This window comes from Marivita sp. NO-S04 (genome assembly GCF_059070475.1).
The window spans coordinates 2,002,469-2,026,684 of the sequence record NZ_CM180980.1 but is presented as its reverse complement, the minus strand read 5'-3'; the positions used below and the strand labels follow the sequence as shown (position 1 = coordinate 2,026,684).

The 24,216-nt window shown below is 60.6% G+C and carries 26 protein-coding genes; 16 read left to right on the top strand and 10 right to left on the bottom strand.

What is annotated here, in order from left to right; all coding sequences use genetic code 11:
• Positions 1-56: 56 nt before the first annotated feature.
• The 5 genes from pdxA to lptF are packed head-to-tail and all read right to left on the bottom strand — an operon-like array spanning position 57 to position 6,616.
• Positions 57-1,025: a 4-hydroxythreonine-4-phosphate dehydrogenase PdxA gene (gene pdxA, locus ACK3EW_RS10530; RefSeq protein WP_493809522.1), complete on the bottom strand. Its 969-nt coding sequence runs from the start codon at positions 1,023-1,025 to the stop codon at positions 57-59.
• The gene (locus tag ACK3EW_RS10525; RefSeq protein WP_493809521.1) at positions 1,022-2,251 is read right to left on the bottom strand and encodes a peptidylprolyl isomerase; all 1,230 of its coding nucleotides are present in this window, start codon (positions 2,249-2,251) and stop codon (positions 1,022-1,024) included. The genes pdxA and ACK3EW_RS10525 overlap by 4 nt, the downstream gene beginning before the upstream one ends.
• On the bottom strand, positions 2,239-4,395 hold the full coding sequence (locus tag ACK3EW_RS10520) for an LPS-assembly protein LptD (RefSeq protein ID WP_493809520.1): 2,157 nt from the start codon (positions 4,393-4,395) through the stop codon (positions 2,239-2,241). The genes ACK3EW_RS10525 and ACK3EW_RS10520 overlap by 13 nt, the downstream gene beginning before the upstream one ends.
• A complete protein-coding gene (gene lptG, locus ACK3EW_RS10515; protein WP_085631980.1) occupies positions 4,392-5,486 on the bottom strand; it encodes an LPS export ABC transporter permease LptG in 1,095 nt (364 codons plus the stop codon). Before lptG ends, ACK3EW_RS10520 begins: the two co-directional genes overlap by 4 nt.
• Positions 5,483-6,616 (bottom strand): LPS export ABC transporter permease LptF, encoded by a 1,134-nt coding sequence (gene lptF, locus ACK3EW_RS10510; protein ID WP_493809519.1) that lies wholly within the window; start codon positions 6,614-6,616, stop codon positions 5,483-5,485. Before lptF ends, lptG begins: the two co-directional genes overlap by 4 nt.
• Before the next feature lie 131 nt (positions 6,617-6,747).
• Here lptF and ACK3EW_RS10505 point away from each other — a divergent pair, with 131 nt between their 5' ends.
• The 3 genes from ACK3EW_RS10505 (at position 6,748) to lpdA (ending at position 10,244) form a co-directional block, all read left to right on the top strand.
• The gene (locus ACK3EW_RS10505) at positions 6,748-8,223 is read left to right on the top strand and encodes a leucyl aminopeptidase (protein WP_493809518.1); all 1,476 of its coding nucleotides are present in this window, start codon (positions 6,748-6,750) and stop codon (positions 8,221-8,223) included.
• A 4-nt stretch (positions 8,224-8,227) separates the two neighbouring features.
• A complete protein-coding gene (locus tag ACK3EW_RS10500; protein ID WP_493809517.1) occupies positions 8,228-8,686 on the top strand; it encodes a DNA polymerase III subunit chi in 459 nt (152 codons plus the stop codon).
• Between the two features lie 166 nt (positions 8,687-8,852).
• Complete coding sequence (gene lpdA, locus ACK3EW_RS10495) at positions 8,853-10,244, top strand: dihydrolipoyl dehydrogenase (RefSeq protein WP_493809516.1); 1,392 nt, start codon at positions 8,853-8,855, stop codon at positions 10,242-10,244.
• Positions 10,245-10,317: 73 nt separating this feature from the next.
• On the opposite strand, the gene ACK3EW_RS10490 is transcribed toward lpdA, so the two are convergent.
• From ACK3EW_RS10490 to ACK3EW_RS10475, 4 genes are read right to left on the bottom strand one after another with little or no spacing between them, the layout of a single operon-like run.
• Positions 10,318-11,061, bottom strand: coding sequence for an SDR family NAD(P)-dependent oxidoreductase (locus ACK3EW_RS10490; RefSeq protein ID WP_493809515.1), 744 nt, complete (start codon positions 11,059-11,061; stop codon positions 10,318-10,320).
• 48 nt (positions 11,062-11,109) lie between these two features.
• The gene (locus ACK3EW_RS10485) at positions 11,110-11,688 is read right to left on the bottom strand and encodes an HD domain-containing protein (RefSeq protein ID WP_493809514.1); all 579 of its coding nucleotides are present in this window, start codon (positions 11,686-11,688) and stop codon (positions 11,110-11,112) included.
• Positions 11,689-11,720: 32 nt separating this feature from the next.
• Positions 11,721-11,957: a hypothetical protein gene (locus tag ACK3EW_RS10480; RefSeq protein ID WP_493809513.1), complete on the bottom strand. Its 237-nt coding sequence runs from the start codon at positions 11,955-11,957 to the stop codon at positions 11,721-11,723.
• A gap of 12 nt (positions 11,958-11,969) precedes the next feature.
• Positions 11,970-12,623, bottom strand: a complete 654-nt coding sequence (locus ACK3EW_RS10475; RefSeq protein ID WP_439119610.1) for an alpha/beta hydrolase — start codon at positions 12,621-12,623, stop codon at positions 11,970-11,972.
• Positions 12,624-12,797: 174 nt separating this feature from the next.
• Here ACK3EW_RS10475 and iscR point away from each other — a divergent pair, with 174 nt between their 5' ends.
• The 13 genes from iscR to ACK3EW_RS10410 all read left to right on the top strand — a co-directional run bounded on the left by iscR (position 12,798) and on the right by ACK3EW_RS10410 (position 22,985).
• Entirely contained in the window at positions 12,798-13,256 is a 459-nt protein-coding gene (gene iscR / locus ACK3EW_RS10470) for a Fe-S cluster assembly transcriptional regulator IscR (protein ID WP_439119609.1), read from the top strand.
• Between the two features lie 110 nt (positions 13,257-13,366).
• Entirely contained in the window at positions 13,367-14,410 is a 1,044-nt protein-coding gene (locus ACK3EW_RS10465; protein ID WP_493809512.1) for a cysteine desulfurase family protein, read from the top strand.
• Between the two features lie 25 nt (positions 14,411-14,435).
• The gene (gene sufB, locus ACK3EW_RS10460) at positions 14,436-15,959 is read left to right on the top strand and encodes a Fe-S cluster assembly protein SufB (protein WP_493809511.1); all 1,524 of its coding nucleotides are present in this window, start codon (positions 14,436-14,438) and stop codon (positions 15,957-15,959) included.
• Positions 15,960-16,004: 45 nt separating this feature from the next.
• A complete protein-coding gene (locus ACK3EW_RS10455; protein WP_439119607.1) occupies positions 16,005-16,184 on the top strand; it encodes a hypothetical protein in 180 nt (59 codons plus the stop codon).
• Complete coding sequence (locus ACK3EW_RS10450) at positions 16,181-16,501, top strand: heavy metal-binding domain-containing protein (protein WP_085632003.1); 321 nt, start codon at positions 16,181-16,183, stop codon at positions 16,499-16,501. Before ACK3EW_RS10455 ends, ACK3EW_RS10450 begins: the two co-directional genes overlap by 4 nt.
• Before the next feature lie 9 nt (positions 16,502-16,510).
• Positions 16,511-17,377: an FkbM family methyltransferase gene (locus ACK3EW_RS10445; protein WP_493809510.1), complete on the top strand. Its 867-nt coding sequence runs from the start codon at positions 16,511-16,513 to the stop codon at positions 17,375-17,377.
• A 42-nt stretch (positions 17,378-17,419) separates the two neighbouring features.
• A complete protein-coding gene (sufC, locus tag ACK3EW_RS10440) occupies positions 17,420-18,175 on the top strand; it encodes a Fe-S cluster assembly ATPase SufC (RefSeq protein WP_493809509.1) in 756 nt (251 codons plus the stop codon).
• Positions 18,175-19,452 carry a SufB/SufD family protein gene (locus ACK3EW_RS10435; protein ID WP_493809508.1) on the top strand — a complete coding sequence of 426 codons (1,278 nt, stop codon included), beginning with the start codon at positions 18,175-18,177 and terminating at the stop codon, positions 19,450-19,452. The genes sufC and ACK3EW_RS10435 overlap by 1 nt, the downstream gene beginning before the upstream one ends.
• A 6-nt stretch (positions 19,453-19,458) precedes the next feature.
• Positions 19,459-19,947 (top strand): YIP1 family protein, encoded by a 489-nt coding sequence (locus ACK3EW_RS10430; protein WP_439119602.1) that lies wholly within the window; start codon positions 19,459-19,461, stop codon positions 19,945-19,947.
• Positions 19,944-20,534, top strand: a complete 591-nt coding sequence (locus ACK3EW_RS10425) for a YIP1 family protein (protein ID WP_439119601.1) — start codon at positions 19,944-19,946, stop codon at positions 20,532-20,534. Before ACK3EW_RS10430 ends, ACK3EW_RS10425 begins: the two co-directional genes overlap by 4 nt.
• On the top strand, positions 20,527-21,747 hold the full coding sequence (locus tag ACK3EW_RS10420; RefSeq protein WP_493809507.1) for a cysteine desulfurase: 1,221 nt from the start codon (positions 20,527-20,529) through the stop codon (positions 21,745-21,747). The genes ACK3EW_RS10425 and ACK3EW_RS10420 overlap by 8 nt, the downstream gene beginning before the upstream one ends.
• A gap of 14 nt (positions 21,748-21,761) precedes the next feature.
• Positions 21,762-22,190, top strand: coding sequence for a GlcG/HbpS family heme-binding protein (locus tag ACK3EW_RS10415; RefSeq protein WP_439119599.1), 429 nt, complete (start codon positions 21,762-21,764; stop codon positions 22,188-22,190).
• Positions 22,191-22,202: 12 nt separating this feature from the next.
• The gene (locus ACK3EW_RS10410) at positions 22,203-22,985 is read left to right on the top strand and encodes a gamma-glutamyl-gamma-aminobutyrate hydrolase family protein (RefSeq protein WP_493809506.1); all 783 of its coding nucleotides are present in this window, start codon (positions 22,203-22,205) and stop codon (positions 22,983-22,985) included.
• A 27-nt stretch (positions 22,986-23,012) separates the two neighbouring features.
• Here the strand turns inward: ACK3EW_RS10410 and kynU are convergent, their stop codons facing one another.
• On the bottom strand, positions 23,013-24,206 hold the full coding sequence (kynU, locus tag ACK3EW_RS10405; protein WP_493809505.1) for a kynureninase: 1,194 nt from the start codon (positions 24,204-24,206) through the stop codon (positions 23,013-23,015).
• Positions 24,207-24,216 lie beyond the last annotated feature (10 nt).

The following is a 24,216-nucleotide window of genomic DNA, read 5'->3' as shown; positions in this document are numbered from 1 at the left end:
CCTTGCTTCTTCTTTTTCAAAATATGCAAACTCTGTCCCATCCAACTGATCCGTCGTCAGGACGCTGCATTCGCCAGCCGCCACGCCATGCGCAGCGCCTCGATGGTCGAAGTCGGATTGGCCTGCCCGGTGCCTGCAATGTCAAAAGCGGTGCCGTGATCCGGCGAGGTGCGGATGATCGGCAGGCCCAGCGTCACATTCACTCCCCGGTCGAAATCCAGCGTTTTGATCGGGATCAGCGCCTGATCGTGATACATGCAGATCGCCGCGTCATACCCTGTGCGAGCCGCGGCATGAAACATCGTGTCCGCCGATAATGGCCCGGCAATCGTCATGCCTTCCGCCCGCAACCGCTCCAGCACTGGTGCAATCACGTCGATCTCTTCGCGCCCCATGCGCCCGCCTTCGCCCGCATGGGGGTTGAGGCCCGCCACCGCCAACCGCGGCTGTGTGATCCCGAATTGCGTCACCAGCGCGGTGTGGGTGATTCGAATGCGGGTCTCCAGCAGATCAGCCGTCAGCGCCAGTTTGACCTCTGACAGCGGGATATGGATCGTCACCGGCACCACGCGCAGTTGTGGCCCGGCCAGCATCATCACCACGTCGCTTGTGTCGCACAGATGGGCCAGAAACTCGGTATGGCCGGGAAACCCGAACCCGGCCCCTTCCTGAAGCGCCTGTTTGTGGATTGGCAGGGTGCACACACCACCCACCTTGCCGGACGCGGCCAGTGCAACGGCGCGTTCGATCACCGCCACAACGCCCTTGGCCTGTTCCGCTTGCGGCTGGCCGGGGGTGCGCGGCCCCTCGAACCGATGCGCCAACACGGGAAGCACGCTGGTCTTGGGCGTCACTTCGTCTGGGGCCGCAATCTCGGACCAGTCGGTGCCGTTGGGCAAATGCGCCGGGTCGCCTATGAGGAAAAACGGCACCTCTCCGCGCAACGCCTCCCATGCCATCTCTGCCAGCTCGGGTCCGATCCCGGCAGGTTCCCCGATGGTCAGGGCAATCGGCGCTGCACTCATTGCGTGACGATGCGGGCGTCGGAACGCAATTGTGCCAGATAGCTTTCGGCAAGCGAATTGAGCCGCTGATTGCGGAGTCCCAAAGCGAATTGGTCGCGGTCCACGTCGTCATTGACCTCGGCGGTGCGCCCGCAGAGCATCAGGAACATCAGTGTTTGGCCGTTCGACCGGGTCAGCGCCGTGGACACTTCGCCGGGATCAAGTTTGGACAGCTCGAATGCCACGTCTGTGGGGATGTCCGCGGGTGGCAACGCCTGACGCTCCAGCGCTTCTTCGGGCTTGCCTTTGGCGATGCCGTAAAGGTCGTCGCAGCGGTCCACCTGACTGGCCAACACCCGCGCCTGCGCCAGCGTCGCATCCGACCGGCCTCCGGGCAGGTAATAGGCTGCGTATTCGATCGCCGAATAGGTCGGCGCGGTAAAGCCGGTCTCCTCGACACCGCGCAGCTGGAACAAGGCCACGGCGTTGGGGATTGGAATTGGATCGGTCACTTCGCCCGGTGCCAGCGCCAGAACAAGCGGGCGGAGTACAGGCGGCAGGTCTTCAAGGTTCTGCCACGGCAACCGGCCCCCGGCGCCGCGTGTGGCGGTGGCCGAGAACTGACGGGCTTGGGCCGAGAATTCGGCCTCTGACGTGATCTGGCTGATCCGATCGGCGCGCGCGCGCACCGCTTCGGCTTGTTGCGGCGGGGCGGGCATGATGATTTCCGACAACAGAACCCGCACCGACGATCTACCCGACGCTCCTAGTGCGCGGTCGATTTCCGCTTCCGACAGATTCACCCGCCCGGCAAAGCGCGCCTGAACCAGCAGACGCCAGCTTAGCCCCGCGCGGACGAAGTCGCGAAAGGTCTGTGCCGCCACGCCGTTGCCCTCAAGCGCCTGAATGAACTCGTCACGGGTGAGGTTGGCGCGCTGTGCAAATTCCTCCATCCCGTCCAGCACCTCTTCGGGCGACGGGATAATGCCTGCGACTTCGGCGGCTTGTATCCGCAAACGGTCGTCGATGAGCTGTTCACGTGCCAGCTCTGCCGCGTTGCCCGGCGCATTCAGCACGGTCAACATCCGTTGCCGCTGCTCGAGTTCATAGGCGGTGACCACGCTGTCATTGATGCGGATGACCGGGGCAAACATGTTTTGCGCCTGCGCCGAGACAGGGCCAAAGGCCAAGGTGATGCCAAGAGCAAGCGCGCTCAATTTGCGGATGGACGTGTTCAGTAGCTGCATGAACGGCGGTACTCCTTGCCGCTGCCGCCAGTGCTGAAGCCAGTCAGCGCGACGGTCAGGCCGAAATCGGTAGATGGTTCAAGGTTAGTGGAAGAGGCAAAGCTGCGCGAGACCGAAAAGTCCACCGCAACACATTCATTGCGGTATTCCGCACCAACCCCTGCATTCAGGAACTGCCCCTCGGCGATGTCGTATCGCGTGCTGCCGGTGGCAGTCCAGTTGCGGTCGATATTGTAGCGCCCATTGACCCGCCATTGCGACTGGGCGTCTTCGCGGTCTTCCAGCGGATCTGTGGTGAGCAGAATGTAGGACGCACCCAAAGTATAGCGGTCACGGGTGACATTCGCGCGCATCTCGGCCTTGGTGAATCGGGTTTGGTCGCTGTCATACAGACCGCGCGCCAAAAGCTGCAATCCGTTCTGATGCGCGAATTGTCCGGCAATCAGCCAATCGGACGCGGTGCTGTCCTGCCCGGATGACCGCGAAAAGGCCGTGTCCACCTGGTCGCGCCAGACCCGTCCCAATGTCAGCGCAGCGCGCCAGCCTTCCGGGTCCTGCCGCATCCAGCGCAAGCCGGCAGCGCCGATCAAACCGCGTTCGCGGCGGTCGGGTGCCGGAAAGCGCGACAGCGACAGCAGATTGCCTTCGTCGAATTCGACCCGCGTGCTCTCGTCATTCGGCACACCTGACCGTTCGCCGCCAATCCATCCGACCTGTGCAATGGGTTCGACCAGCACGCGTGCGCCCGTTGCCGTCTGTTTGACGAAGGGCCAGCGCAGCTCAACCGATGCCGCAGGCGTGACCTCGGTATAGTCGCCAGCGGCCACGGCATCTTGTTCAACGATGAAATGATCGACCCACAGCTGCGCCACGGCACCGGCACGAAGTCCACCCGCAAGCGTCCAGCGGTCGCGCCAGCTCAGATCCAGATTGGCCCGTCCCACATCGCGTCCGTCGACGACTGTGTCGGCATCGTTGCCGTCGATATCTGTGTTCGAATAGCGGTAGTGGCCGTGGACTTGAAATCCAAGCCGCACCTCGCCGCCGATTGCTTTGGGAAAGTACCGGCGATTGTACCGCAAATCGCCTATGATCGTCGGTTGGGTCGCGTTGTTTTCGCCGTCAGTCAAGCTCTCGTAATGTATCAGGCCCAGCGAAAAGAACCGGTCCCTTTGGGTGCGCGACAAAGTCAGAGCGCTGTCCAGTCGGTCTTTTTTGAAGGCGCTGTTGTAGTCGTTAAGATACGCGTCGTCGCTCACGGCTTCGATGTCGAAGGACAGGCGGAAATTACGGGGCAGGGTGAACGCGCCTTCCGCAAAGAACAGACCGCGCAAGTCGCCGCTGTCCAGATTGTCGCGACTGATCGCACCGTTCACCTTGATGTCGCCGGTGCGGAACGCCTGCCTGTAGCGCAGCTCCAGCGTCCGTGTGATGGGCGACACATAGGGGGTCAGCGTCAGATCGGCGTGATCCCCAATCGGAATAAAGTACGGCAGCTTGATGCCGAAACCCAGCAGAGTCGTTGTCTTGAGTTCGGGAATCATGAACCCGCGTGCCCGCTCCAGCGTCGGGTCAGGCAGGCGCATCCTGGGCATGTAGAACACCGGCACGCCAAGAACCCGAAGCTGTGCATTGTCGAAATAGATTTGGCGTTCTTCGGCGTCGTGCACGACGCGGCTGGCGCGGATCGCCCAAAGCGGGGGGCGGTCACTGCCGCAGACCTGACACGAGGTTGCGGCGACTTGGCTCATCGCCGTGTACCGCCCTTGCACCCGTGCCGCGCGGGCCGAGGCGATCTGTAGCTGTTCGTCGAGAACGAAGCGCGCGCTTTCCAGCAGCCCGTTTTCAAACCCCTGATCCAGTTCCGCCTGCGTTGCCGTCAACACATCGCCATTGGGTTGGGTGATCCGGATCGGGCCTTGAATCTCAAGCGTATTGGCGGCGCGGTTGTAGATGATGGATGACGCAGTCAGTCGGGTGCCTTCATGCAACGCCTCGACATTGCCCGTCGCCACAAGCGTGTCGCCGCCCTGTTCGACCAATACCTGATCCGCCAAAAGCATCACATCGCCGGATTGCGCGTGTAGGGGAGCAGACCACAGCAGCGCTACGGCGATCAGGGCAAGAATGGATCGCACAGTCATCCGTCCTCCCTGTGCAGGATCAATCCCAGCGCCAACAGCACGGACGCAAGTGGTGGCACCCATGCTGCAGCCAATGCGTTCAATTGTCCGTTTTCACCTAGGATTTGCGCAAAGTTTCGCACGTAATACAATGAAAAGCCCAGAAGAACCGCTGACAACACCGCAACCCCCGTGCCGCCCATTCTGCTGTGCCGCATCGTGAAGGCCGCACCGATCAGCACCATCGAAATCAGAAATACCGGCCGCGCGAGTTCCATCTGCAGCCACACCGCATGACGCCGCGCCGAAAAGCCCGCGTCTTCAAGATCGGTGATGAACCCTTGCAGCTCCCAGACCGAGATTGCCGAAGGCCGACCAAAACGATCCTTGATACTGTCCTCGGTCAGTGTGGAGGCGACGATCAATTCGTCATGCAGTACCGAATTTGTCTCCGGGTTCACCCCCGCCACCAGCGGCCAGACCTTGGCCTCCCGCAGGGTCCACGCCCCGTTGGCCAGCTCAGCTTCTGCTGCCTCGATCCGGCGCACTGGACCGCCACCTTCGGCATAGGCGACGAACATCACGTCATAAAGCACGGTTCCGTTGGCGTTCGCCCGCGCGGCCCGGATCACCGTTTGCCCGCGTGGGTCGGATTGGCGCAACCACAACCCTTCGGCTCCGATAGACAACGCCGAGGTGCCGCCATTGCGGTAGGTTTCGCGCAGGTCAGAATAGGCCTTGGACGTTGCCGCCACGATCGGGTTGCCCATCGCCACAGCCAAGCCGCCAATCACCGCCGCCACCACAATCGGCCCCACCAGCGCCGTCAAGCCCGACCGCCCCGCCGCACGCGCCACCACCAGTTCGGACGACCGTGCCAATGCCACGAACAGCGCGATGGAGGACAGGATCATCACCAAGGGCAGGATCTGGTACATGCCCTCGGGTGTGTTCAGCAGGGTCAGCTTGACCACTTCGGGAAAACTGACCGAGTTGTCCAACCGCCGGATTTGTTCGACCAGATCAAGAAGCACCTGAAACAAAAAGAAAATCCCAAAGATCGCAAGAAACGTCCACAAAAACCGGCGCGCGAAATAAAGATGTAGCGTCATGCCGACACCTCCGTCATCGCAGCGCCGCGCGGTTTGCGGAACGGGCGCGCCGCCAGATGCAACACTCCGACGGCCATGGCAACGCCAACCACTGATGGCAGATAAATCAATGGCCAAAGGGCTGCGTTGTTTCGCGTGGGCTCGGTGACCGCACTTTCGACCAGCTTGATGAGGACCAGCAGAAAGATCGCCACAACGATCTGCCGCCCAACGCCAAAGCGGCTGAAACTGCCCGTCAGCAAGGTGGAGAACCCGATCAGCGCGGCAACCAGACCCAGCAAGGCCTGCTGGAATCGGCCATGCAGTTCCTCGTTGATCCGCGCCAGCGGCACATCGGTCAAAGCGGCCATCGCTTCGGGTCGCGTTAGCAGATCCCATGTCGGCAGGTGCCGTGGCCGCAGGCTGAGGTTCTGGTTTTGCACGATCAGCGTGCTGATATCGTAAGTGAAATCCTGAAACAGCGTCGTCGACAGGGTGCGCGTGTCGGACCGCAACGTCTGGGCCAGCCCGCTCACCATGACAAGACGCGGACCTTCCTCGGCCTGCACCACATAGGCGCGCTCGGCCGTATAGGTCACCTCGCGGTCGTCCTGACGACGATCCGACAGGTAGACATCGCGCAATTCGCCCTCTGGGGTGATGTCTCGAATAAAGAAGGTCACGCCGGGTCCAGGATGCAGAAAGGCGCCCTCGCGCAAAAGCCGTGCGCTGACGGACCCCGAAATCTCGACCTCACGTTCCTTGAGTTGCGCCATTGACGCAGGCACCAGAACATGCGTCAGCGCCGACATCATCAGCGCCACGATCAAACCGAACATTACAACGGGTCGCGCCAACCGCCAAGGGCTGTACCCGGTGGCCTGCACCACCGTCAGTTCCGAGTCGCCCATCAGCCGATTGGTGACGTAGACAGCAGCGGCAAATGACGCCATTGGCAGCACCAGCGCGATCACGCCGGGCAGGCTGAGCGCGGTAAACTCAAGGAACACTCCCGCCGAATGACCGTCCGCGATCAGCCGGTCAAACAGCACCACAGCCCGGTTCACCCAGTAGACCGCGACCAGCACAAGCGCGAAGAACCCAAAGAGGACCATGAGTTGCGACAGCACGTATCTGTCGAATCTTGGCAAAGCGGACCCCTTCACACGACATAGAGTGGGCCGGGATGGCCCATGGTCTAGGGTTTGAGGTAAAACCAGCCTCTGGTCAACCGCGTGCACGGGCGCTACCCCTATATCCAAACCAACATACGGAGCAGAACATGGCGGAACTTCGCGCACTCGCATTTGTGCCGGTCGATATCGACGCTTTGGCGACCGCAGAAGGCCGGATCGCGGTCTTCATTACGCCCGATCTCAAATTAAGCGCAGGTGCCCGGCGGTTGAATCGGCTCACCAAGGGCGCGCTGGCACGGGCAACCGGATCAGAGGCTTGGGACAAGATGTCGGAAGGCAAGGCAATGACGCTGGCATGGCCAGTCGGTCTTCAGGCTGAAGCGGTCGATCTGGTCAAACTGTCCCGTCGTCCTTCGCCGGAGTTGGCGCGCAAGGCTGGGGCGGCTCTGGCGGTCGCTGCCGGATCATCCGCGATGACGGTGCTGGTCGAAGGCACCGCGCGGCCCGAAGAGATCGCCTTGGGCGTCGCATTGCGCGGCTATGGCTTTGACGATCACAAGACCAAGAAAGGCGATCCATTCGGCCCGGCCACTTTCATGTGTACCAAACCCGAAGAGGCCGAAGTGGCCGCCGCTCCGCGCATTGCTGTCGCCGAAGGCGTGCATTTCACCCGTGACCTTGTGAATGAACCCGCCAACGTGCTCACCACCACCGAATTCGCCAAACGGCTGGAAGCCCTGCGCGATCTGGGTGTCGAGGTCGAGGTGCTGGAAGAAAAGGCGCTGGAAAAGCTGGGCATGCGCGCACTGCTTTGCGTCGGACAAGGGTCTGACAGCCCGTCGAAAGTGGTCATCATGCGCTGGAAAGGCGGGGCCAAGGGCGACGCACCTCTGGCGCTGATCGGCAAGGGTGTCGTGTTCGACACGGGGGGCATCTCGCTCAAACCTGCCGCTGGCATGGAAGACATGACCATGGACATGGGCGGCGCGGGTGTGGTTGCGGGCGTCATGCACGCAGTCGCCAAACGCAAGGCCAAGGCCAATGTGGTCGGCATGGTTGGACTTGTGGAAAACATGCCCTCGGGCAATGCGGTGCGCCCGGGTGACGTGGTGGCCTCCATGAAAGGCGACACGATTGAAGTGGTGAACACCGATGCCGAAGGCCGCTTGGTCCTGTGCGATGTCATGTGGCATGCGCAAGAGACCGAGAAACCTGCCGCGATGATTGACCTCGCCACCCTCACGGGGGCTTGTATCATTGCCTTGGGGCATGAAAACGCCGCCGTCTATTCGAACGACGAACCTCTGGTCAACGCGTTCCTCAAATCCGCAGAGACCGAGAAAGAAGGCGCGTGGCGTATGCCCTTGGGTCAGGCCTATGACGACATGCTGAAATCGCCCGTGGCCGACATGAAGAACATCGGCGGTCGTCCCGCCGGGTCGGTGACGGCGGCGCAGTTCCTCAAGCGGTTCGTCAAGGACGACATGCCATGGATTCACCTCGACATCGCGGGTGTTGCACATGTGAAGGCCGATCTGGACCTGTCACCAAAGGGCGCAACGGGATGGGGGGTCCGTGCACTCGACCGTCTGATCGCAGACAAGTTCGAGGTGAAAGACTGATCCGATGGGCGCGGCCTATTTCTACCACCTGACGCAAAAGCCGCTCGAGGCGACCTTACCCATGCTTCTGGGCAAGGCACTTGGCGCGGGCTGGCGCGTTGCGGTGCGGGGAACAGATGCCGCGCGTATGGACTGGCTGGACCAGAAACTATGGCTGGGGCCAGAAGAGGGCTTCCTGCCGCACGGCATCGCGGGTGGACCGCATGACGCCACGCAGCCAGTCTTGCTGACACTGGAGACCGCGGCAGCAAACAATCCGCAATGCGTCATGATCGTGGATGGCGCAGAGGTTGCGCCGGACGAGGTGCAGCGGCTGGAACGGGTCTGTATCCTTTTCGATGGCAATGATCCCACTGCTGTCGATGTGGCACGTGGCCAATGGCGCAGCCTGACCGGTGCGGGCTGTTCCGCACAATATTGGTCCGAGGAATCCGGCCGTTGGGAAAAAAAGGCTGAGGCCTGAATTTCGATTTATTAACAAACTGTTAAATGGTCAACTCTCTTGCCCCATTGTTTCGCGTGCGAAACATTGGGGCCGATCCGGTCCTATTCTCCGTGCCCCATTGTGAGCCCAGACGCTTTGGCCTACGCTTTGCCTCAAACCTGACCTTGAGGGAGGAAAGCAGGCCATGAGCAAGAGCTTCGACATGATCGTGATCGGCGCAGGCCCCGGCGGCTATGTCGCTGCCATCCGCGGCGCGCAGCTTGGGTTGAGTGTGGCGATTGTCGAACGCGAACATCTGGGTGGCATCTGTCTCAATTGGGGCTGTATCCCGACCAAGGCCATGCTGCGCACCTCTGAAGTCTTCCACCTCATGCACCGCGCCAAGGAGTTCGGGCTCAAGGCCGAGGGCATCGGCTATGACCTCGATGCCGTCGTCAAACGCTCACGCGGGATTGCGAAACAGTTGAATTCCGGGGTCGGGCATCTGCTCAAGAAGAACAAGGTCACCGTGGTGATGGGCGAGGCCACGATCCCCGCAAAGGGCAAGGTGCAGGTCAAGACCGACAAGGGTGTTGAGGACCTGACCGCGAAAAACACTGTCATTGCCACCGGTGCCCGTGCGCGGGAATTGCCGGGCTTGGAGGCGGATGGCGATCTGGTCTGGACCTACAAACACGCGCTGGTGCCAACACGGATGCCGAAGAAGCTTTTGGTCATTGGCTCGGGCGCCATAGGCATCGAATTCGCCAGCTTCTACAACACGTTGGGCGCCGACACGACGGTGGTCGAGGTGATGGATCGCATCCTACCGGTTGAGGATGCCGAGATCAGCGGTTTCGCAAAGAAACAGTTTGAAAAGCAGGGCATGAAGATCCGCGAAAAGGCGATGGTGAAGCAACTGGATCGCGGTAAGGGCAAGGTGACTGCGCATATCGAACAGGGCGGTAAGGTGACGAAAGAGGAGTTCGATACCGTCATTTCCGCCGTTGGGATCGTTGGTAACACTGAAGGGTTGGGGCTTGAGGCGTTAGGGGTAAAGGTCGACCGCACCCATGTCGTGACCGACCCGCACTGCCGCACCGGCGTCGACGGCATCTATGCCATCGGCGACATCGCCGGCGCGCCTTGGCTTGCACACAAAGCCAGCCATGAGGGTGTGATGGTGGCGGAACTGATCGCAGGCGGCCATCCTCACGCGGTTGAACCGGACAGCATCGCGGGGTGCACCTACTGCCAGCCGCAGGTGGCCAGTGTCGGCCTGACCGAGGCGCAGGCAAAGGAGAAGGGTTTTGATATCAAGATCGGGCGCTTCCCGTTTATCGGCAATGGCAAGGCGATTGCGCTTGGGGAACCGGAAGGGATGATCAAGACGGTATTCGATGGCAATACCGGTGCACTACTCGGTGCGCATATGGTGGGCGCAGAAGTGACCGAGTTGATCCAAGGCTATGTGGTCGGGCGGCAGTTGGAGACCACCGAGGAAGACCTGATGCAGACGGTGTTCCCGCATCCGACCCTGTCCGAGATGATGCACGAGGCCGTGCTGGATGCCTGGGGGCGGGCGATTCACTACTAGGGCGGGGTTCACAGGATTTTCGTACGAAAATCCTGCCGGTGCAGATTATTCGTACGAATAATCTGACATGCCGTCAGACGTGCTGACCGCCGTTCACTTCGATCTCGGTGCCGGTGACATACCCACTTTGGCCCGAGCACAGGAAATAGATTACATCCGCCACTTCGGACGGCTGGCCCAGCCGCCGCATCGGCAGTTTTTCGACGATCTTGTCGGTGCCTTTGCTGAGGATACTTGTTTCGACCTCGCCCGGTGCAATGGCATTCACGCGCACGCCCAAAGGCCCGAAATCATGAGCCATTTCCCGCGTTAACGCAGCGAGCGCTGCTTTCGACGTCGCATAGGCCGCCCCGGCAAACGGATGTACCCGCGCGCCAGCGATTGAGGTGACGTTGACGATGGACCCCTGTGCCTTGGCCAGTTCGTCCTTCAACCCGCGCCCGAGCACGACAGACGCGAAGAAGTTGACGTGAAACACCTTGCCCCAATCGCGCAAGTCGGTGTCCAATGTGCTGAGGCGTTCACCCTCGGGGCCTTTCGGGGAAATCCCGGCATTGTTCACCAAAGCATCGAGCCGTCCGCCATCAAGGCGTTCCTTGACAATGCGCACCGCCTCCATCGTCTGTTGCGGGTCTGCGAGGTCGACTTGGATGTGGTTGCGTTCACCGCCGGGCCAGGGGCATTCGGGCGAAAAAGCCTGCCGCGAGCAGCTGATCACGCGCCAGCCTTCAGCTGCGAATTTCTTGACAGTGGCGTGACCGATGCCACGGCTGGCGCCGGTGAGCAGCAGGGTGCGTTGGTGCGGTGTGTCTGACATGATGTCACTCTAGGGGATGTTGTGCTGCGGTGCGAGGACCAAAGCGTGTCAGTCCTTTGCCGCAAAGAATGCCGCTACTTTGGGCTGGAGCCATGCCCAGATTTTTGGCGCACCGTGATTGATCTTGGGGCCGATCTGGGCGGCAAAACGGTCATAGGTCACATCGTAGTCGATCCACGATCCGCCGCCTGATGCAAGGTTCTGCATCGGGGGTTGCATCCGGTCAATAGATTTGGCGAACTGCGCTTCGGGTGTTGCGTTGGCTTCGAACTCTTCCCAGATCGCGCGAAACTCCTGCGCCTGATCGTCGGGCAGCAGGCCAAAGAGCCGGTCTGCTGCAGCCTGTTCCCGGATCGCCATCGCCTGGGTATCGTGATCGCCGAACACTGGAGCATCGCCTGCGTCGATCTCGACGATGTCGTGCAGCAAAAGCATCTTGACGATCTTGCCAGTATCAAGCTGTTCGTCCGAATGTTCGGCCAGCACCAAGGCATAAAGCGCGATGTGCCACGAATGTTCTGCACTGTTTTCCATCCGCGAGCCATCACAGAGCGTGGTGGCCCGCAGGACGGTTTTCAGGCGGTCCGCTTCTGTCAGGAACGCCATTTGCTGGTCCAAGCGGGACATGTCACCTCTGCACGTTTGCGGATTGGTTGTGGTCAGCGCCCGAAGTTTTCGTCTTTCTTCTGACCTTCGATCCGCGCCCGGATAAAGGCGCGGGCCTTGCGTTCGGCAAGCCGCACGCGGATCGCGGTCAGGAATGCCTCTTCCAAGGTGGTCGATACGGCCCCGAGTTCGGCCGCGACTTCCATGAAGAAGCGGTCGTCGTCGAGATGTTTCATGGCCTTGAGAGTGTCGTCGGCCAGCTTTTCAGCAAGCTCTTGCACCATCGACATGGACGGTAATCCTTAACGGCTGTTTTCGGTGAGGCGTCGCTTCACATAGCCGGTCACATGGTCGATCATCGTGTCCATGTGCGGTTCCTTAAAGAAGTGGTCGGCGCCTTCGATTTCAGTATGGGTGACGGTGATGCCTTTTTGCTCGGACAGCTTGCTCACAAGCGTCGTCGTATCGGCAGGTGGAGCAACGCGGTCTCCGGTGCCGTTGATGATCAGGCCAGAGGACGGGCAGGGCGCGAGGAACGAAAAGTCGTACATGTTGGCTGGAGGACTGACCGAGATGAAGCCGGTGATCTCGGGGCGGCGCATCAACAACTGCATACCGATCCACGCACCAAAGCTGAAGCCGGCAACCCAGCAATGCTTGGAATTGTTGTTCATAGACTGCAGATAGTCGAGTGCAGAGGCGGCATCGCTGAGTTCGCCGATGCCCTGATCGTATTCGCCCTGGCTGCGGCCGACACCGCGGAAGTTGAAGCGCAGAACGGTGAAGCCCATGTTGTAGAAGGCGTAATGCAGGTTGTAGACCACCTTGTTGTTCATCGTCCCGCCGAACTGCGGGTGCGGATGCAGGATGATCGCGATCGGCGCATCGCTTTCTTTTTGGGGATGATAGCGGCCTTCGAGGCGGCCTTCGGGTCCGGGAAAAATCACCTCGGGCATAGGCGGTGGTGGCTCCTGCTTGGGCTCAGGTGCAGCGGTCCGTAAATCTTGACAGCTTCACTCAGGCTTCTTAGAATGGTTCTAAATCGGGATTGTTCCCCGAATTGGTTATCCGCACATAGGCAATTGCCCATGTAAGGTCAATTGTGTCGCACAGGCGTTTGGGAGTCGGCCATGAAACTGAGCACGAAAGGTCGGTATGCGATGGTCGCTTTGGCGGATATCGCGCTGCAGCCGGACGGCACCTTGGTGACGCTTGGCGACATCGCGCAGCGGCAGGATATTTCGTTGCCGTATCTGGAGCAGCTGTTCGTCAAGCTGCGCCGGGCCGGGTTGGTGACGTCGGTGCGCGGTCCGGGCGGCGGCTATCGTCTGGCCAAGGCGCCAAGCGACATTCGCGTGGTCGATGTGCTAAGTGCGGTCGATGAGACGGTGGACGCCATGCACAAGGGTGCGGGCGCCTCGGGCGGTTTGTCGGGCAGTCGGGCGCAATCCATGACCAACCGGTTGTGGGAAGGCCTGTCGGCGCATGTTTATGTGTTCTTGCATCAGACGCGCTTGTCGGATGTGGTGGGCAACACTCTGGCGCCATGCCCTGCTGTGCCGAACCTCTTTGCCGTGGTGGATGAGTGATGATTTCGAATTGGCTGCGCCAATCCGATCCGTTGGGGGCGCTGCCCCCGTCGCGCGATGCGCGACTCCCCCGAGGTATTTGGGGCCCAAAGAAGCAAGCGGTGGGCTGAATGGAGCGGGTGTATCTGGATCATAACGCGACAACACCGCTGCGCGCCGAGGCGCGTGACGCGATGATCGCGGCGATGCAGGCGTCGGGCAATCCGTCTTCCGTCCATGCAGAGGGGCGTGCGGCCAAAGCCGTGATCGAACGGGCGCGGGCGCAGGTGGCGACGGCCTTTGGTGCGGATGGGGCGGATGTGGTGTTCGTCTCGGGCGCTACCGAGGCGGCGGCGCTGGCTTGTGCGGGGCGCGGGTTATTCGGGGCCGAGATCGAGCATGATGCGGTCAGGGCGTGGATTGATCCGGTGCTGGGTGTTGATGCGGCGGGACAGGTGGCGGTGACCGAACCGGAGCGATCCGCGGTGCAATTGGCGAATTCGGAGACCGGGATCGTTCAGGACTTGCCGCAGGGGCTTGCTGTGATCGATGCGACGCAGGCCTTTGGCAAACTGCCGGTGGCGTTCAATTGGCTGGACTGCGAGATGGCGTTGATTTCTGCGCATAAGCTTGGCGGTCCAAAGGGGATCGGTGCCTTGGTGATGAAGCGCGGGACCGATCTTGCGGCGCAGATTCGCGGTGGCGGTCAGGAGATGGGGCGTCGGTCGGGGACCGAGAACGTGATTGGCATCGCGGGGTTCGGGGCGGCGGCAGAGGCTGCGGCACGGGATCTGGAAGACGGTGTCTGGGACCGGATCGAAAAACTTAGAAACATTCTAGATTCAGCTATTGAGGCTGACGCTAAAGAGACTATTTTTGTCGGGAAAGATGTAAGGCGCCTGCCGAACACGACCTGCTTCGCCGCACCCGGTTGGAAGGGTGAGACGCAGGTGATGCAGATGGACCTAGCCGGTTTTGCGATCAGCGCCGGGTCCGCCTGTTCCAGCGGCAAGGTGAAAGCCAGCGCGGTTCTGACTGCGATGGGGTTCGACACGGCCACGGCCAGCAGCGCGATCCGCGTTTCGCTGGGGCCGCAGACAACCGAAGACGACGTGATGCGGTTTGCCGATACGTGGCTGGCCAAATGGAAGAAACATCGCGCGCGGGCCGCGTGAAACAATAGACTGTAGGGGTGCAAGCATGGCTGCTTTGGATAATGTGACCGTCAAGGAAGGCGTGGATCAGGAAACCGTCGATGCGGTGCGCCAGGTTGGTGGCAAGTACAAGCACGGCTGGAACACCGACATCGAGATGGAATACGCGCCGAAGGGCCTGAGCCCGGATATCGTGAAGCTGATCTCGGAAAAGAACGAAGAACCTGAATGGATGACCGAATGGCGTCTGGCGGCCTATGAGCGCTGGCTCCAGAAGGAAGAGCCGACATGGGCGATGGTCGATTATCCGGAAATCGACTTTCAGGACCAGTATTATTATGCGCGCCCGAAAAGCATGGAAGTGAAGCCCAAGTCGCTTGACGAGGTCGATCCCAAACTGCTCGCGACCTATGAAAAGCTGGGTATTCCGCTGAAAGAACAGTTGATCCTGGCTGGGGTTGAAGGTGCCGAAGACATGCCGGCAGAGGGCCGCAAGGTTGCTGTCGATGCCGTGTTCGATTCTGTCTCTGTGGGCACGACGTTCCAGAAAGAACTGAAAGAGGCTGGCGTTATCTTCTGCTCGATCTCGGAAGCGATCAAGGACCACCCGGAGCTGGTGAAGAAGTATCTGGGGTCGGTCGTGCCGGTGTCGGACAACTATTATGCGACGCTAAACAGCGCGGTCTTCTCGGATGGGTCGTTCGTCTACGTGCCGCCGGGTGTGCGCTGCCCGATGGAGCTGTCCACGTATTTCCGGATCAATGCGGAAAACACCGGCCAGTTCGAACGTACGCTGATCATCGCCGACAAGGGATCGTATGTGTCCTATCTCGAAGGGTGTACCGCACCGCAGCGCGATGTGGCGCAGCTGCACGCGGCGGTGGTCGAGATCATCATCGAAGAAGACGCCGAGGTGAAATACTCGACCGTGCAGAACTGGTATCCGGGCGACGAGAACGGCAAGGGTGGCATCTACAACTTTGTCACCAAGCGCGCCGATTGCCGGGGCGACCGCGCCAAGGTGATGTGGACGCAGGTCGAGACCGGGTCTGCAGTGACATGGAAATACCCCTCCTGCATCCTGCGCGGTGACGACAGCCAAGGCGAGTTTTATTCCATCGCCATCGCCAACAACTATCAGCAGGCCGATACCGGCACGAAGATGATCCATCTGGGCAAGAACACCAAGAGCCGGGTCGTGTCGAAAGGGATCAGTGCGGGCCATGCGCAGAACACCTATCGCGGTCTGGTGTCGATGCATCCCAAGGCCAAGAACAGCCGCAACTACACCCAGTGCGACAGCCTTCTGATTGGCAGTCAGTGCGGGGCGCATACGGTGCCGTATATCGAGGTCAAGAACAACTCGAGCCGCGTCGAGCATGAGGCGACCACCTCCAAGGTGGATGACGACCAGCTGTTCTACTGCCGCCAGCGCGGCATGGATGAAGAAGAGGCTGTGGCATTGGTGGTGAACGGGTTCTGCCGCGACGTGTTGCAGGCGCTGCCGATGGAGTTTGCCATGGAAGCGCAGCAGTTGGTGGCGATCTCGCTTGAAGGGTCCGTGGGTTAAGGAGAGCCGGAGCGGGCCAAACCGGTCCGCGCCGCACTGTGTGCCATGCCGATGTCTGCGATCCTGATCACCTCGGTTGTGACCGGACTGTTTTGTGCGGGGTTTGCAGTGGTGGTGGACGTTGTGACGGACGCCCTTGCGATGTGGATGGCGATTGCGCTGGCTTTTGCATCCGGTTTTCTGGGGTCGCTTTTTGCGCAGCTGATATTGAAGAGGAAGACATGATCATCACGACGACCAATAATATCGAAGGCCAGAAGATCCTTGATTACAAAGGGATCGTGGTTGGTGAGGCGATCATGGGGGCCAATGTGGTGCGCGATGTGTTTGCATCGATCACAGATATCGTCGGCGGCCGATCCGGTGCCTATGAGGCAAAGTTGCAGGATGCGCGCGATGTGGCGATGCGCGAGTTGGAGCAGCGTGCTGTCGCCTTGGGCGCCAATGCCGTGGTCGGCGTCGATCTGGATTACGAAGTCGTTGGCAATTCAATGTTGATGGTGTCGGCCAGCGGCACCGCTGTTCTGACGGACCGGGGCTGAGCCGCCATGTTGGCTGAGGGGCATACACGGCTGACGCTTTTGCATGATCTGTTGCAGCCAGAGCGGTTGATCGAGATTGTAGATGTCGGCGCAAACCCGATTTCTGCGCCGGACTACCAGCCTTTGTTTGCTGCAGGGCTTGCGCGGGTCACTGGGTTTGAGCCTCAGGAGGCGGCGTTCAAGGCGCTTGAGCCAATGCAATCGGAGACTGCGCGGTTCTTTCCGTTTGCGGTTGGCGATGGCACCGACAAGGAGCTCAAGGTCTGCAAGACATCCGGGTTCACGTCGCTGCTGGAGCCGAACATCAAGACCTTCGACTTTCTAGGGCGCTATCACCGTGCCGGGCGCGTGCTGGAACGGATTGAGATGCCAACCAAGCGGCTGGATGATATCGACGGGCTGGGGCAGGTCGACTTCCTGAAGATCGACATTCAGGGCGGTGAGGTGGATGTCTTCAACCATGCGCGCGAGGCGTTGAAGAGTTGTGCTGCGGTGATGACCGAAGTGGCGTTTGTCCCGCTTTACGAAGACCAACCCTTGGTCGACACGCAGATGGCCGTGATGCGGGAGCAGGGTTTTCAACTCCACAAGTTCATGTTCGTCAAATCGATCCCGATTTCGTCCAAGCTGGCCGGTGCCACGATCCCGAACAAGGTGGCCCGCAACCAGCTGATCGACGGCGATGCGGTTTTTATCAAGGATTTGTTCGATCTGGGTGACGCGCCGGACGAACGTCTGAAACATCTCGCGCTGCTGGCTGAAGGCTGTTTCCGCAGCCCGGACCTGGTGGTGCGGTGCCTGTCGCTTCTGGTGGAGCGTGGCACGATTGCTGAGGCGGATTGTGCCGCCTACCTAACTGAATTGGAACATGCGTGATCCCGGAACGACCGGATACGCCAAAGGAAAATGGGGAAAGACATGCTGGAAATCAAAAACTTGCACGTGCAACTTGAGGAAGAAGACAAGCAGATCCTCAAGGGTGTGAACCTGACTGTCGAAGCTGGAAAGGTGCATGCGATCATGGGCCCGAACGGGTCTGGTAAATCGACCCTGTCCTATGTGCTGTCGGGTAAGGACGGCTATGAGGTGACCGAAGGATCGGCAACGCTGGACGGCGAGGACATCCTTGAGATGGAGCCGGAAGAGCGCGCAGCGGCGGGCGTATTCCTTGCGTTCCAGTATCCGGTGGAAATTCCCGGTGTCGGTAACATGACCTTCCTGCGCACGGCGGTGAATTCCCAGCGTAAGGCGCGCGGTGAAGAGGAAATGTCGGCGACCGAATTCCTCAAGGTGATCCGCGCCAAGGCGAAGGACCTCAAGATCGACGCTGACATGCTTAAGCGTCCGGTCAATGTGGGCTTCTCGGGTGGTGAGAAAAAGCGCAACGAAATCCTGCAGATGGCGATGCTTGAGCCGAAGATGTGCATCCTTGACGAGACCGACTCGGGTCTGGACGTGGACGCGATGAAACTGGTGGCCGACGGTGTGAACGCGCTTCGCGACGAGGGCCGTGGGTTCCTTGTCATCACGCACTACCAGCGCCTGCTCGACCATATCAAACCGGACGTGGTGCACATCATGGCGGACGGCCGGATCATCAAGACCGGTGGTCCCGAGCTGGCGCTCGAGGTGGAAAACAACGGCTATGCTGATCTTCTGGCGGAGGCAGTGTAATGGCGTTGCCGCAGATCAAACAGGATGCCACCGACGCGCGGCTTGCAGCGCTCGACATGCCGCAAGGCGGTTGGTCGCAGGCAGCGCGCGAGGATGCTTTGGCGCGTGTGCAGGCCATGGGTCTGCCAAGTGGGCGCGATGAGTACTGGAAATATACCCGCCCGGACACGCTGGTGCAGCCGGAAGCGCCGAGCGCAGCCTTGCTGGAAGGCGATGAAGAGCCGATTTTTGGGGCGGTTGACCGTCTCAAGATTGTGTTTGTTGACGGTGTGTTCAGTGCTGAGGACTCTGATGATCTGGCGATGGACCATGTGACCATTGATCGGCTCGCGGATGCGCCCGATATACATTGGGCGAAAGACCTCTACGGCGTGCTGGAAACGCGGGGCCAGACCCCTGTTCAGCGGCCTTTGGCTGCGCTCAATACGGCCTTTGCGACCGACGGCGTTCTGATCCATGTCACAGGCAAGGCGCCCAGGCCAATCAGTCTGATTTATCGTCATGAATCAGAAACTTCTGATGCGATCCTCCACCACATTGTGAAGGTTGATGCGGGTGCCGAACTGACGCTGTTGGAAAACGGCCCGGCCGCGGCGCGGTTCAACAAGTGCATGGAGGTCGAGATCGCGGATGGCGGCACGTTCCACCATGTTCGTGCACAAGGCCGTGACCATGAACGTCGTGCGGCAACCGCGATCTTTACCCGTCTGGGTGAGGAATCGGTTTTCAAGTCGTTCACCCTCACGGCCAATGGCGTGCTCACGCGCAATGAATGCGTGATCGAGTTGACCGGCGACAATGCGGTTGCGCACATCGCGGGTGCTTGTGTGGGCGATGGCGATTTCCACCATGATGACACGGTGTTCATTACCCATGATGCGCTGAATTGCGAAAGCCGTCAGGTGTTCAAGAAGGTGCTGCGCAACGGCGCGACGGGCGTGTTCCAGGGCAAGATCCTTGTCAAGGAAGGCGCGCAAAAAACGGACGGCTACCAGATCAGCCAATCGCTGCTTCTGGACGAGGACAGTCAGTTTCTTGCCAAGCCAGAGCTTGAGATCTACGCCGATGACGTGGCCTGTTCGCATGGCTCTACGTCAGGTGCGATCGACGAAGAAGGCTTGTTCTATCTGCGTTCGCGCGGGATCGACGAGGGGCCAGCGACGGACCTTCTGACCATCGCCTTCCTTGCCGAAGCGGTGATGGAGATCGAGAACGAGGCGCTTCAAGACGAAATCAACAGCCGCGTCGAAGCGTGGCTGTCGCGGCGGCGCGGCTAAACAGCGATGCCATTCACGCAGGATATCGCGGCCACATATCGGGGGCCGGGCAAGGTGGTGCGTCGTCTGGTGAATGCCGGACAGCGCGAGGACCGTGCCTTGGCCATCCTGATGGGGGCGTGTGCGATCCTGTTCATCGCACGCTGGCCCGCACTGGCACGTCAGGCGCATCTTGAAGGCCTGGAGTTGAACATGCTGTTGGGCGGCACCCTGATGGCGACGCTGTTTCTGGCACCGTTGTTGTTTTACGTGCTGGCCTTTGTTGCACACCTGATCGCGCGGGCGATCGGCGGCAAAGGTCCGTCCTACAATGCGCGGATCGCCCTGTTCTGGAGCCTTTTGGCGTCGTCGCCGCTGATCCTGCTGAATGGTTTGGTCGCGGGGTATATCGGCGCGGGCATTCAGTTGACCATCGTCGGCCTGATCTGGTTCTGTGTTTTCATGTGGTTCTGGATCTCGGGCATGCTTGCGGCGTATCGCGGGGCGGCCGCGTGACGTTGGCTGGGTTCCTTCGGCTTGCGGTCAACACCGTGACTGCGCCGCGCGATGTGGCGCGGCTTTTGATGGCGATGAATCTGCCGTCGCAGGCCTTGTGGCTGGCTTTTGCGCTGGTGATCGTTCTGAACACGCTGATGTTCTCTGCCTCGCTGATGCTGGTGCCTGCGGACGACATGTTTGGCCCTGTGCTGGCCAATCCAACCGTGTTTGGCGCGATGCTGGCGGTATCGGTTGCTGCGCTGATCGTGGCGGTGACGCTATGCGGCAGACCACTGGGGGGGCGCGCGAGCTATGCGCAGATTGCCATCCTCGTGATCTGGATGCAGGCGTTGCGGGTTTTGTTGCAAGGCGCTGTGGCAATTGTCGGGCCGATGAGCCTGTTTCTTTCGGGGGTCCTGATCAGTGCCGGGTCGGTGCTGGGCATCTGGATCTTCGTGAACTTCATTGATGTGGCCCACGAGACCGGGAGCCTGCTGCGCGCAGGTTTGGTCTTGTTGCTGGCCGTTGTGGGTATGATGCTGGGGCTGAGCCTGATTTTCAGCCTTCTTGGCGTATCGACCGGAGGGATTCCTGGATATGTATGACGTCACCGAAATTCGCCGCGATTTCCCGATCCTGTCGCGCGAGGTGAATGGCAAGCCACTGGTCTATCTGGACAACGGGGCCAGTGCGCAGAAGCCGCAAGTTGTGATCGACGCGATCACTCGGGCCTATGCCGAAGAATACGCGAATGTGCATCGCGGGCTGCATTACTTGTCGAACCTTGCGACCGAAAAGTACGAAAGCACACGGGGTGTGATCGCCAAGTTCCTTGGTGTGAAGGACGAAGACGAGATCGTCATGAACACCGGCACCACCATGGGGATCAACACTGTTGCCTATGGCTGGGGTATGCCGAACCTGCAGGCGGGAGATGAGATCATCCTGACGGTAATGGAGCATCATGCCAACATCGTGCCCTGGCATTTTCTACGCGAACGGCAGGGCATTGTGATCAAATGGGTCGATGTGGACAGCACAGGCTATCTCGACCCTGAGGCCGTGATCGCCGCTATGGGGCCGAAGACCAAGCTGGTTGCGGTCACTCATCTGTCGAATGTGCTGGGTACTGTGGTGGATGTGAAGACCATCTGCGCCGCAGCGCGCGAGCGAGGGATTGCCACTCTGATCGACGGGTCACAGGCCGCCGTGCACATGCCGGTCAACGTGGATGACATCGGTTGTGATTTCTACGCCATCACCGGGCACAAGCTATACGGTCCGTCCGGGTCTGGTGCGATCTACATGAAGAAGGCGCGGATGGCCGAGATGCAGCCGTTCCTTGGCGGCGGCGACATGATCCGCGAGGTCCACAAAGACGAGGTGACGTGGAACGACGCGCCGATGATGTTCGAGGCGGGCACGCCCGGTATCGTGCAGCAGATCGGCCTCGGCGTGGCGCTGGATTACATGATGGGGATCGGCATGGAGAACATTGCCGCTCATGAGAAAAAGCTGCGGGATTACGCCCGGACGCGTCTGGATGGCCTGAATTGGCTGCAAGTGCAGGGGACAACGCCCGACAAAGCGGCGATTTTCAGTTTCACTCTGGATGGCGCAGCCCATGCGCATGACATCTCGACCATCCTTGATAAAAAGGGTGTCGCGGTGCGGGCGGGGCAGCATTGCACGGGGCCGTTGATGGATCATCTGGGCCTGACCGCCACGTGCCGTGCATCGTTTGGGATGTACAATACGGAAGAAGAAGTGGACAAACTGGTGGATGCGCTGGAACTGGCGCATGATCTTTTTGCCTGAATTGGGGGGACAGCATGGCAAACCTATCCTTGCGCCGCGCGCGCACCATCATCCGCAAGACGCTTGAAGCAGGGCGCGCAGCAGAGATGAAACCGCTTTCCGTGATCGTACTGGATGCGGGCGGCAATGTGCAGGCGTTCGAGCGTGAGGACGGGGCAAGCCCTGGGCGGTTCCAAATCGCGCATGCCAAAGCCTATGGCTCGGTCATGCTGGGTATGGCAGGAACTGCTCAGAAAAAGCGGGCCGAAGAACAGGGCTATTTCATCACGGCTGCAGGCGCAGCTCTTGGCGGCCAGATGGTCCCGGTGCCGGGTGGCGTGCTTGTGCGCGATGCCAAGGGTGTCGTTTTGGGTGCTGTTGGCGTGACTGGTGATACATCAGACAATGATGCGGCCGCTGCCAAAGTGGGAATCGAATCCGTGGGTCTTACTGCGGAAATATAAGGATAGTTCATTATGGCGCGGCCCGTCGTCGGCATCATCGGCAACCAGCATCTGATCAATGATCAGTACCCCGCGCATGCGGGCGGGTCGATGAACTCTGAGGCGATCGCGCAGGTATCGGACTGCATGCCGCTGCTGGTGCCGGCCGATCCACGATTCCTGTCGGTCAACGAACTGCTTGAGGTGTGCGACGGGTTCTTGCTGACAGGCGGGCGTCCCAACGTGCATCCCGAAGAATATGGCGAGGCCGAGACCGAGGCGCATGGAGCCTTCGACCGCGCCCGCGACGCGATCACTCTCCCGCTTGTGCGGGCCTGTGTTGAACGCGGGCAGCCGTTTCTTGGCATTTGTCGTGGTTTTCAGGAAGTGAACGTGGCGATGGGCGGCACGCTGCATCCCGAGATTCGCGAGCTGCCGGGGCGGATGAACCACCGGATGCCGCCCGATGGCACGCTGGAGGAAAAGTTCGCCCTGCGACATGCCGTGACCCTGCGGGAGGGTGGTGTGTTCCACCGCCTGTTCGGCGCGTCCGAGGTGATGACCAACACGCTGCACGGGCAGGGGATCAAGACCCCCGGTGCCCGTATCGTGATCGAGGGCCATGCGCCCGATGGCACACCCGAGGCGACCTTCATCAAGGATGCGCCGGGCTTTACTCTGTCGGTCCAATGGCACCCGGAATGGGATGCCTCGAACGACCCGGTGTCACGGCCGCTGTTTCAGGCGTTTGGCGATGCGGTGCGGGACTGGGTACAGGGCCGTGTAACAGGCGGACAACGCGTCAACGCGGTGTAAGTCTCCGTTGATGGAGACCGCCGCGCTTCAGGTTACTGCTTTGCGCTGTTTGAATTCAGGTGTGTCCCAGAGTCGATCGCGCATGATCTTCGCAAGGATCTCGACCGCCTCATCCACATCCTCAAGGCTCAGATAAAGCGGTGTGAACCCGAACCGCATGATGTCCGGCGCGCGGAAATCCCCGATCACCTTGTGCGCAATCAGCGCCTGCATCGCGGCGTAGCCATCGGCAAAGCGGAAACTCACCTGAGAACCGCGCTGTGTCGCGTCGCGTGGGCTGGCGAGGATCAGATCGGGGCAGGTCGCCTCGACCCCGTCGATGAAGCGGTCGGACAGTTCGATGGAGCGCGCGCGCAGGTCCGCCATGTCTACATCGTCCCACGCGTCCAGTGCCGCATCAAGCGCGGCCATCTGCACAATGGGCGGCGTGCCGACCCGCATACGGGCAATGCCTGCGCCGGGTGTGTAGCCCAGATCGAAGGCAAACGGGCTGTCATGCCCCAGCCAGCCCGAAAGCGCGGGCAGCGCGGTGTCGGCGTGGCGGGGTGAGACGTAGATGAAGGCGGGCGCGCCGGGGCCGCCGTTGAGGTACTTGTAGGTGCAGCCGACCGCGAAATCGGCCTTGGCCCCGGCCAAATCAACCGGCAGCGCGCCAGCGGAGTGCGCCAGATCCCAGACAGTTACAACGCCTTGTTCATGTGCCTTGGCCGTGAGTGCCGCCATATCGTGTTTGCGCCCGGTGCGGTAATCCACTTCAGTGATGAGGGTCACGGCGATGTCGCCGGTGATGGCCGCCTCGACCTCTTCAGGGGCGACGAGGCGCAATTCATACTCGGGGCCCAGCAGTGAGATCAGCCCTTCGGCCATGTAGAGGTCTGAAGGGAAGTTTCCGGTGTCGGATAGAATTACGCGCCGGTCCGGGTTAAGCTTCAACGCGGCGGCGAGCGCCTGAAACACCTTGATCGACAGCGTGTCGCCGACCACCACGTGACCCGGTTCTGCGCCGATCAGCCGTCCGATCCGGTCGCCCAGCCGCGCGGGCATGTCCATCCAGCCACAGGCGTTCCAGCCGGTAATCAGGTGATCGCCCCATTCGGCTGTTACAGTTTGCGCAACGCGCGCCGCGGCTGCCTTGGGCAGCGGACCCAGAGAGTTGCCGTCGAGATAGATCATGCCCTCGGGCAGGTGAAACGCGGCACGGGTGGCGGTGAAATCGGTCATGTCGTCCCTT

What these genes read in the sequence shown, in the direction of transcription:
- pdxA (WP_493809522.1), bottom strand. Translation starts at nt 1,025, where the DNA reads ATGAGTGCAGCGCCGATTGCCCTGACCATCGGGGAACCTGCCGGGATC.
- ACK3EW_RS10525 (WP_493809521.1), bottom strand. Translation starts at nt 2,251, where the DNA reads ATGCAGCTACTGAACACGTCCATCCGCAAATTGAGCGCGCTTGCTCTT.
- ACK3EW_RS10520 (WP_493809520.1), bottom strand. Translation starts at nt 4,395, where the DNA reads ATGACTGTGCGATCCATTCTTGCCCTGATCGCCGTAGCGCTGCTGTGG.
- lptG (WP_085631980.1), bottom strand. Translation starts at nt 5,486, where the DNA reads ATGACGCTACATCTTTATTTCGCGCGCCGGTTTTTGTGGACGTTTCTT.
- ACK3EW_RS10505 (WP_493809518.1), top strand. Translation starts at nt 6,748, where the DNA reads ATGGCGGAACTTCGCGCACTCGCATTTGTGCCGGTCGATATCGACGCT.
- ACK3EW_RS10500 (WP_493809517.1), top strand. Translation starts at nt 8,228, where the DNA reads ATGGGCGCGGCCTATTTCTACCACCTGACGCAAAAGCCGCTCGAGGCG.
- lpdA (WP_493809516.1), top strand. Translation starts at nt 8,853, where the DNA reads ATGAGCAAGAGCTTCGACATGATCGTGATCGGCGCAGGCCCCGGCGGC.
- ACK3EW_RS10490 (WP_493809515.1), bottom strand. Translation starts at nt 11,061, where the DNA reads ATGTCAGACACACCGCACCAACGCACCCTGCTGCTCACCGGCGCCAGC.
- ACK3EW_RS10485 (WP_493809514.1), bottom strand. Translation starts at nt 11,688, where the DNA reads ATGTCCCGCTTGGACCAGCAAATGGCGTTCCTGACAGAAGCGGACCGC.
- ACK3EW_RS10480 (WP_493809513.1), bottom strand. Translation starts at nt 11,957, where the DNA reads ATGTCGATGGTGCAAGAGCTTGCTGAAAAGCTGGCCGACGACACTCTC.
- ACK3EW_RS10475 (WP_439119610.1), bottom strand. Translation starts at nt 12,623, where the DNA reads ATGCCCGAGGTGATTTTTCCCGGACCCGAAGGCCGCCTCGAAGGCCGC.
- iscR (WP_439119609.1), top strand. Translation starts at nt 12,798, where the DNA reads ATGAAACTGAGCACGAAAGGTCGGTATGCGATGGTCGCTTTGGCGGAT.
- ACK3EW_RS10465 (WP_493809512.1), top strand. Translation starts at nt 13,367, where the DNA reads ATGGAGCGGGTGTATCTGGATCATAACGCGACAACACCGCTGCGCGCC.
- sufB (WP_493809511.1), top strand. Translation starts at nt 14,436, where the DNA reads ATGGCTGCTTTGGATAATGTGACCGTCAAGGAAGGCGTGGATCAGGAA.
- ACK3EW_RS10455 (WP_439119607.1), top strand. Translation starts at nt 16,005, where the DNA reads ATGCCGATGTCTGCGATCCTGATCACCTCGGTTGTGACCGGACTGTTT.
- ACK3EW_RS10450 (WP_085632003.1), top strand. Translation starts at nt 16,181, where the DNA reads ATGATCATCACGACGACCAATAATATCGAAGGCCAGAAGATCCTTGAT.
- sufC (WP_493809509.1), top strand. Translation starts at nt 17,420, where the DNA reads ATGCTGGAAATCAAAAACTTGCACGTGCAACTTGAGGAAGAAGACAAG.
- ACK3EW_RS10435 (WP_493809508.1), top strand. Translation starts at nt 18,175, where the DNA reads ATGGCGTTGCCGCAGATCAAACAGGATGCCACCGACGCGCGGCTTGCA.
- ACK3EW_RS10430 (WP_439119602.1), top strand. Translation starts at nt 19,459, where the DNA reads ATGCCATTCACGCAGGATATCGCGGCCACATATCGGGGGCCGGGCAAG.
- ACK3EW_RS10420 (WP_493809507.1), top strand. Translation starts at nt 20,527, where the DNA reads ATGTATGACGTCACCGAAATTCGCCGCGATTTCCCGATCCTGTCGCGC.
- ACK3EW_RS10415 (WP_439119599.1), top strand. Translation starts at nt 21,762, where the DNA reads ATGGCAAACCTATCCTTGCGCCGCGCGCGCACCATCATCCGCAAGACG.
- ACK3EW_RS10410 (WP_493809506.1), top strand. Translation starts at nt 22,203, where the DNA reads ATGGCGCGGCCCGTCGTCGGCATCATCGGCAACCAGCATCTGATCAAT.
- kynU (WP_493809505.1), bottom strand. Translation starts at nt 24,206, where the DNA reads ATGACCGATTTCACCGCCACCCGTGCCGCGTTTCACCTGCCCGAGGGC.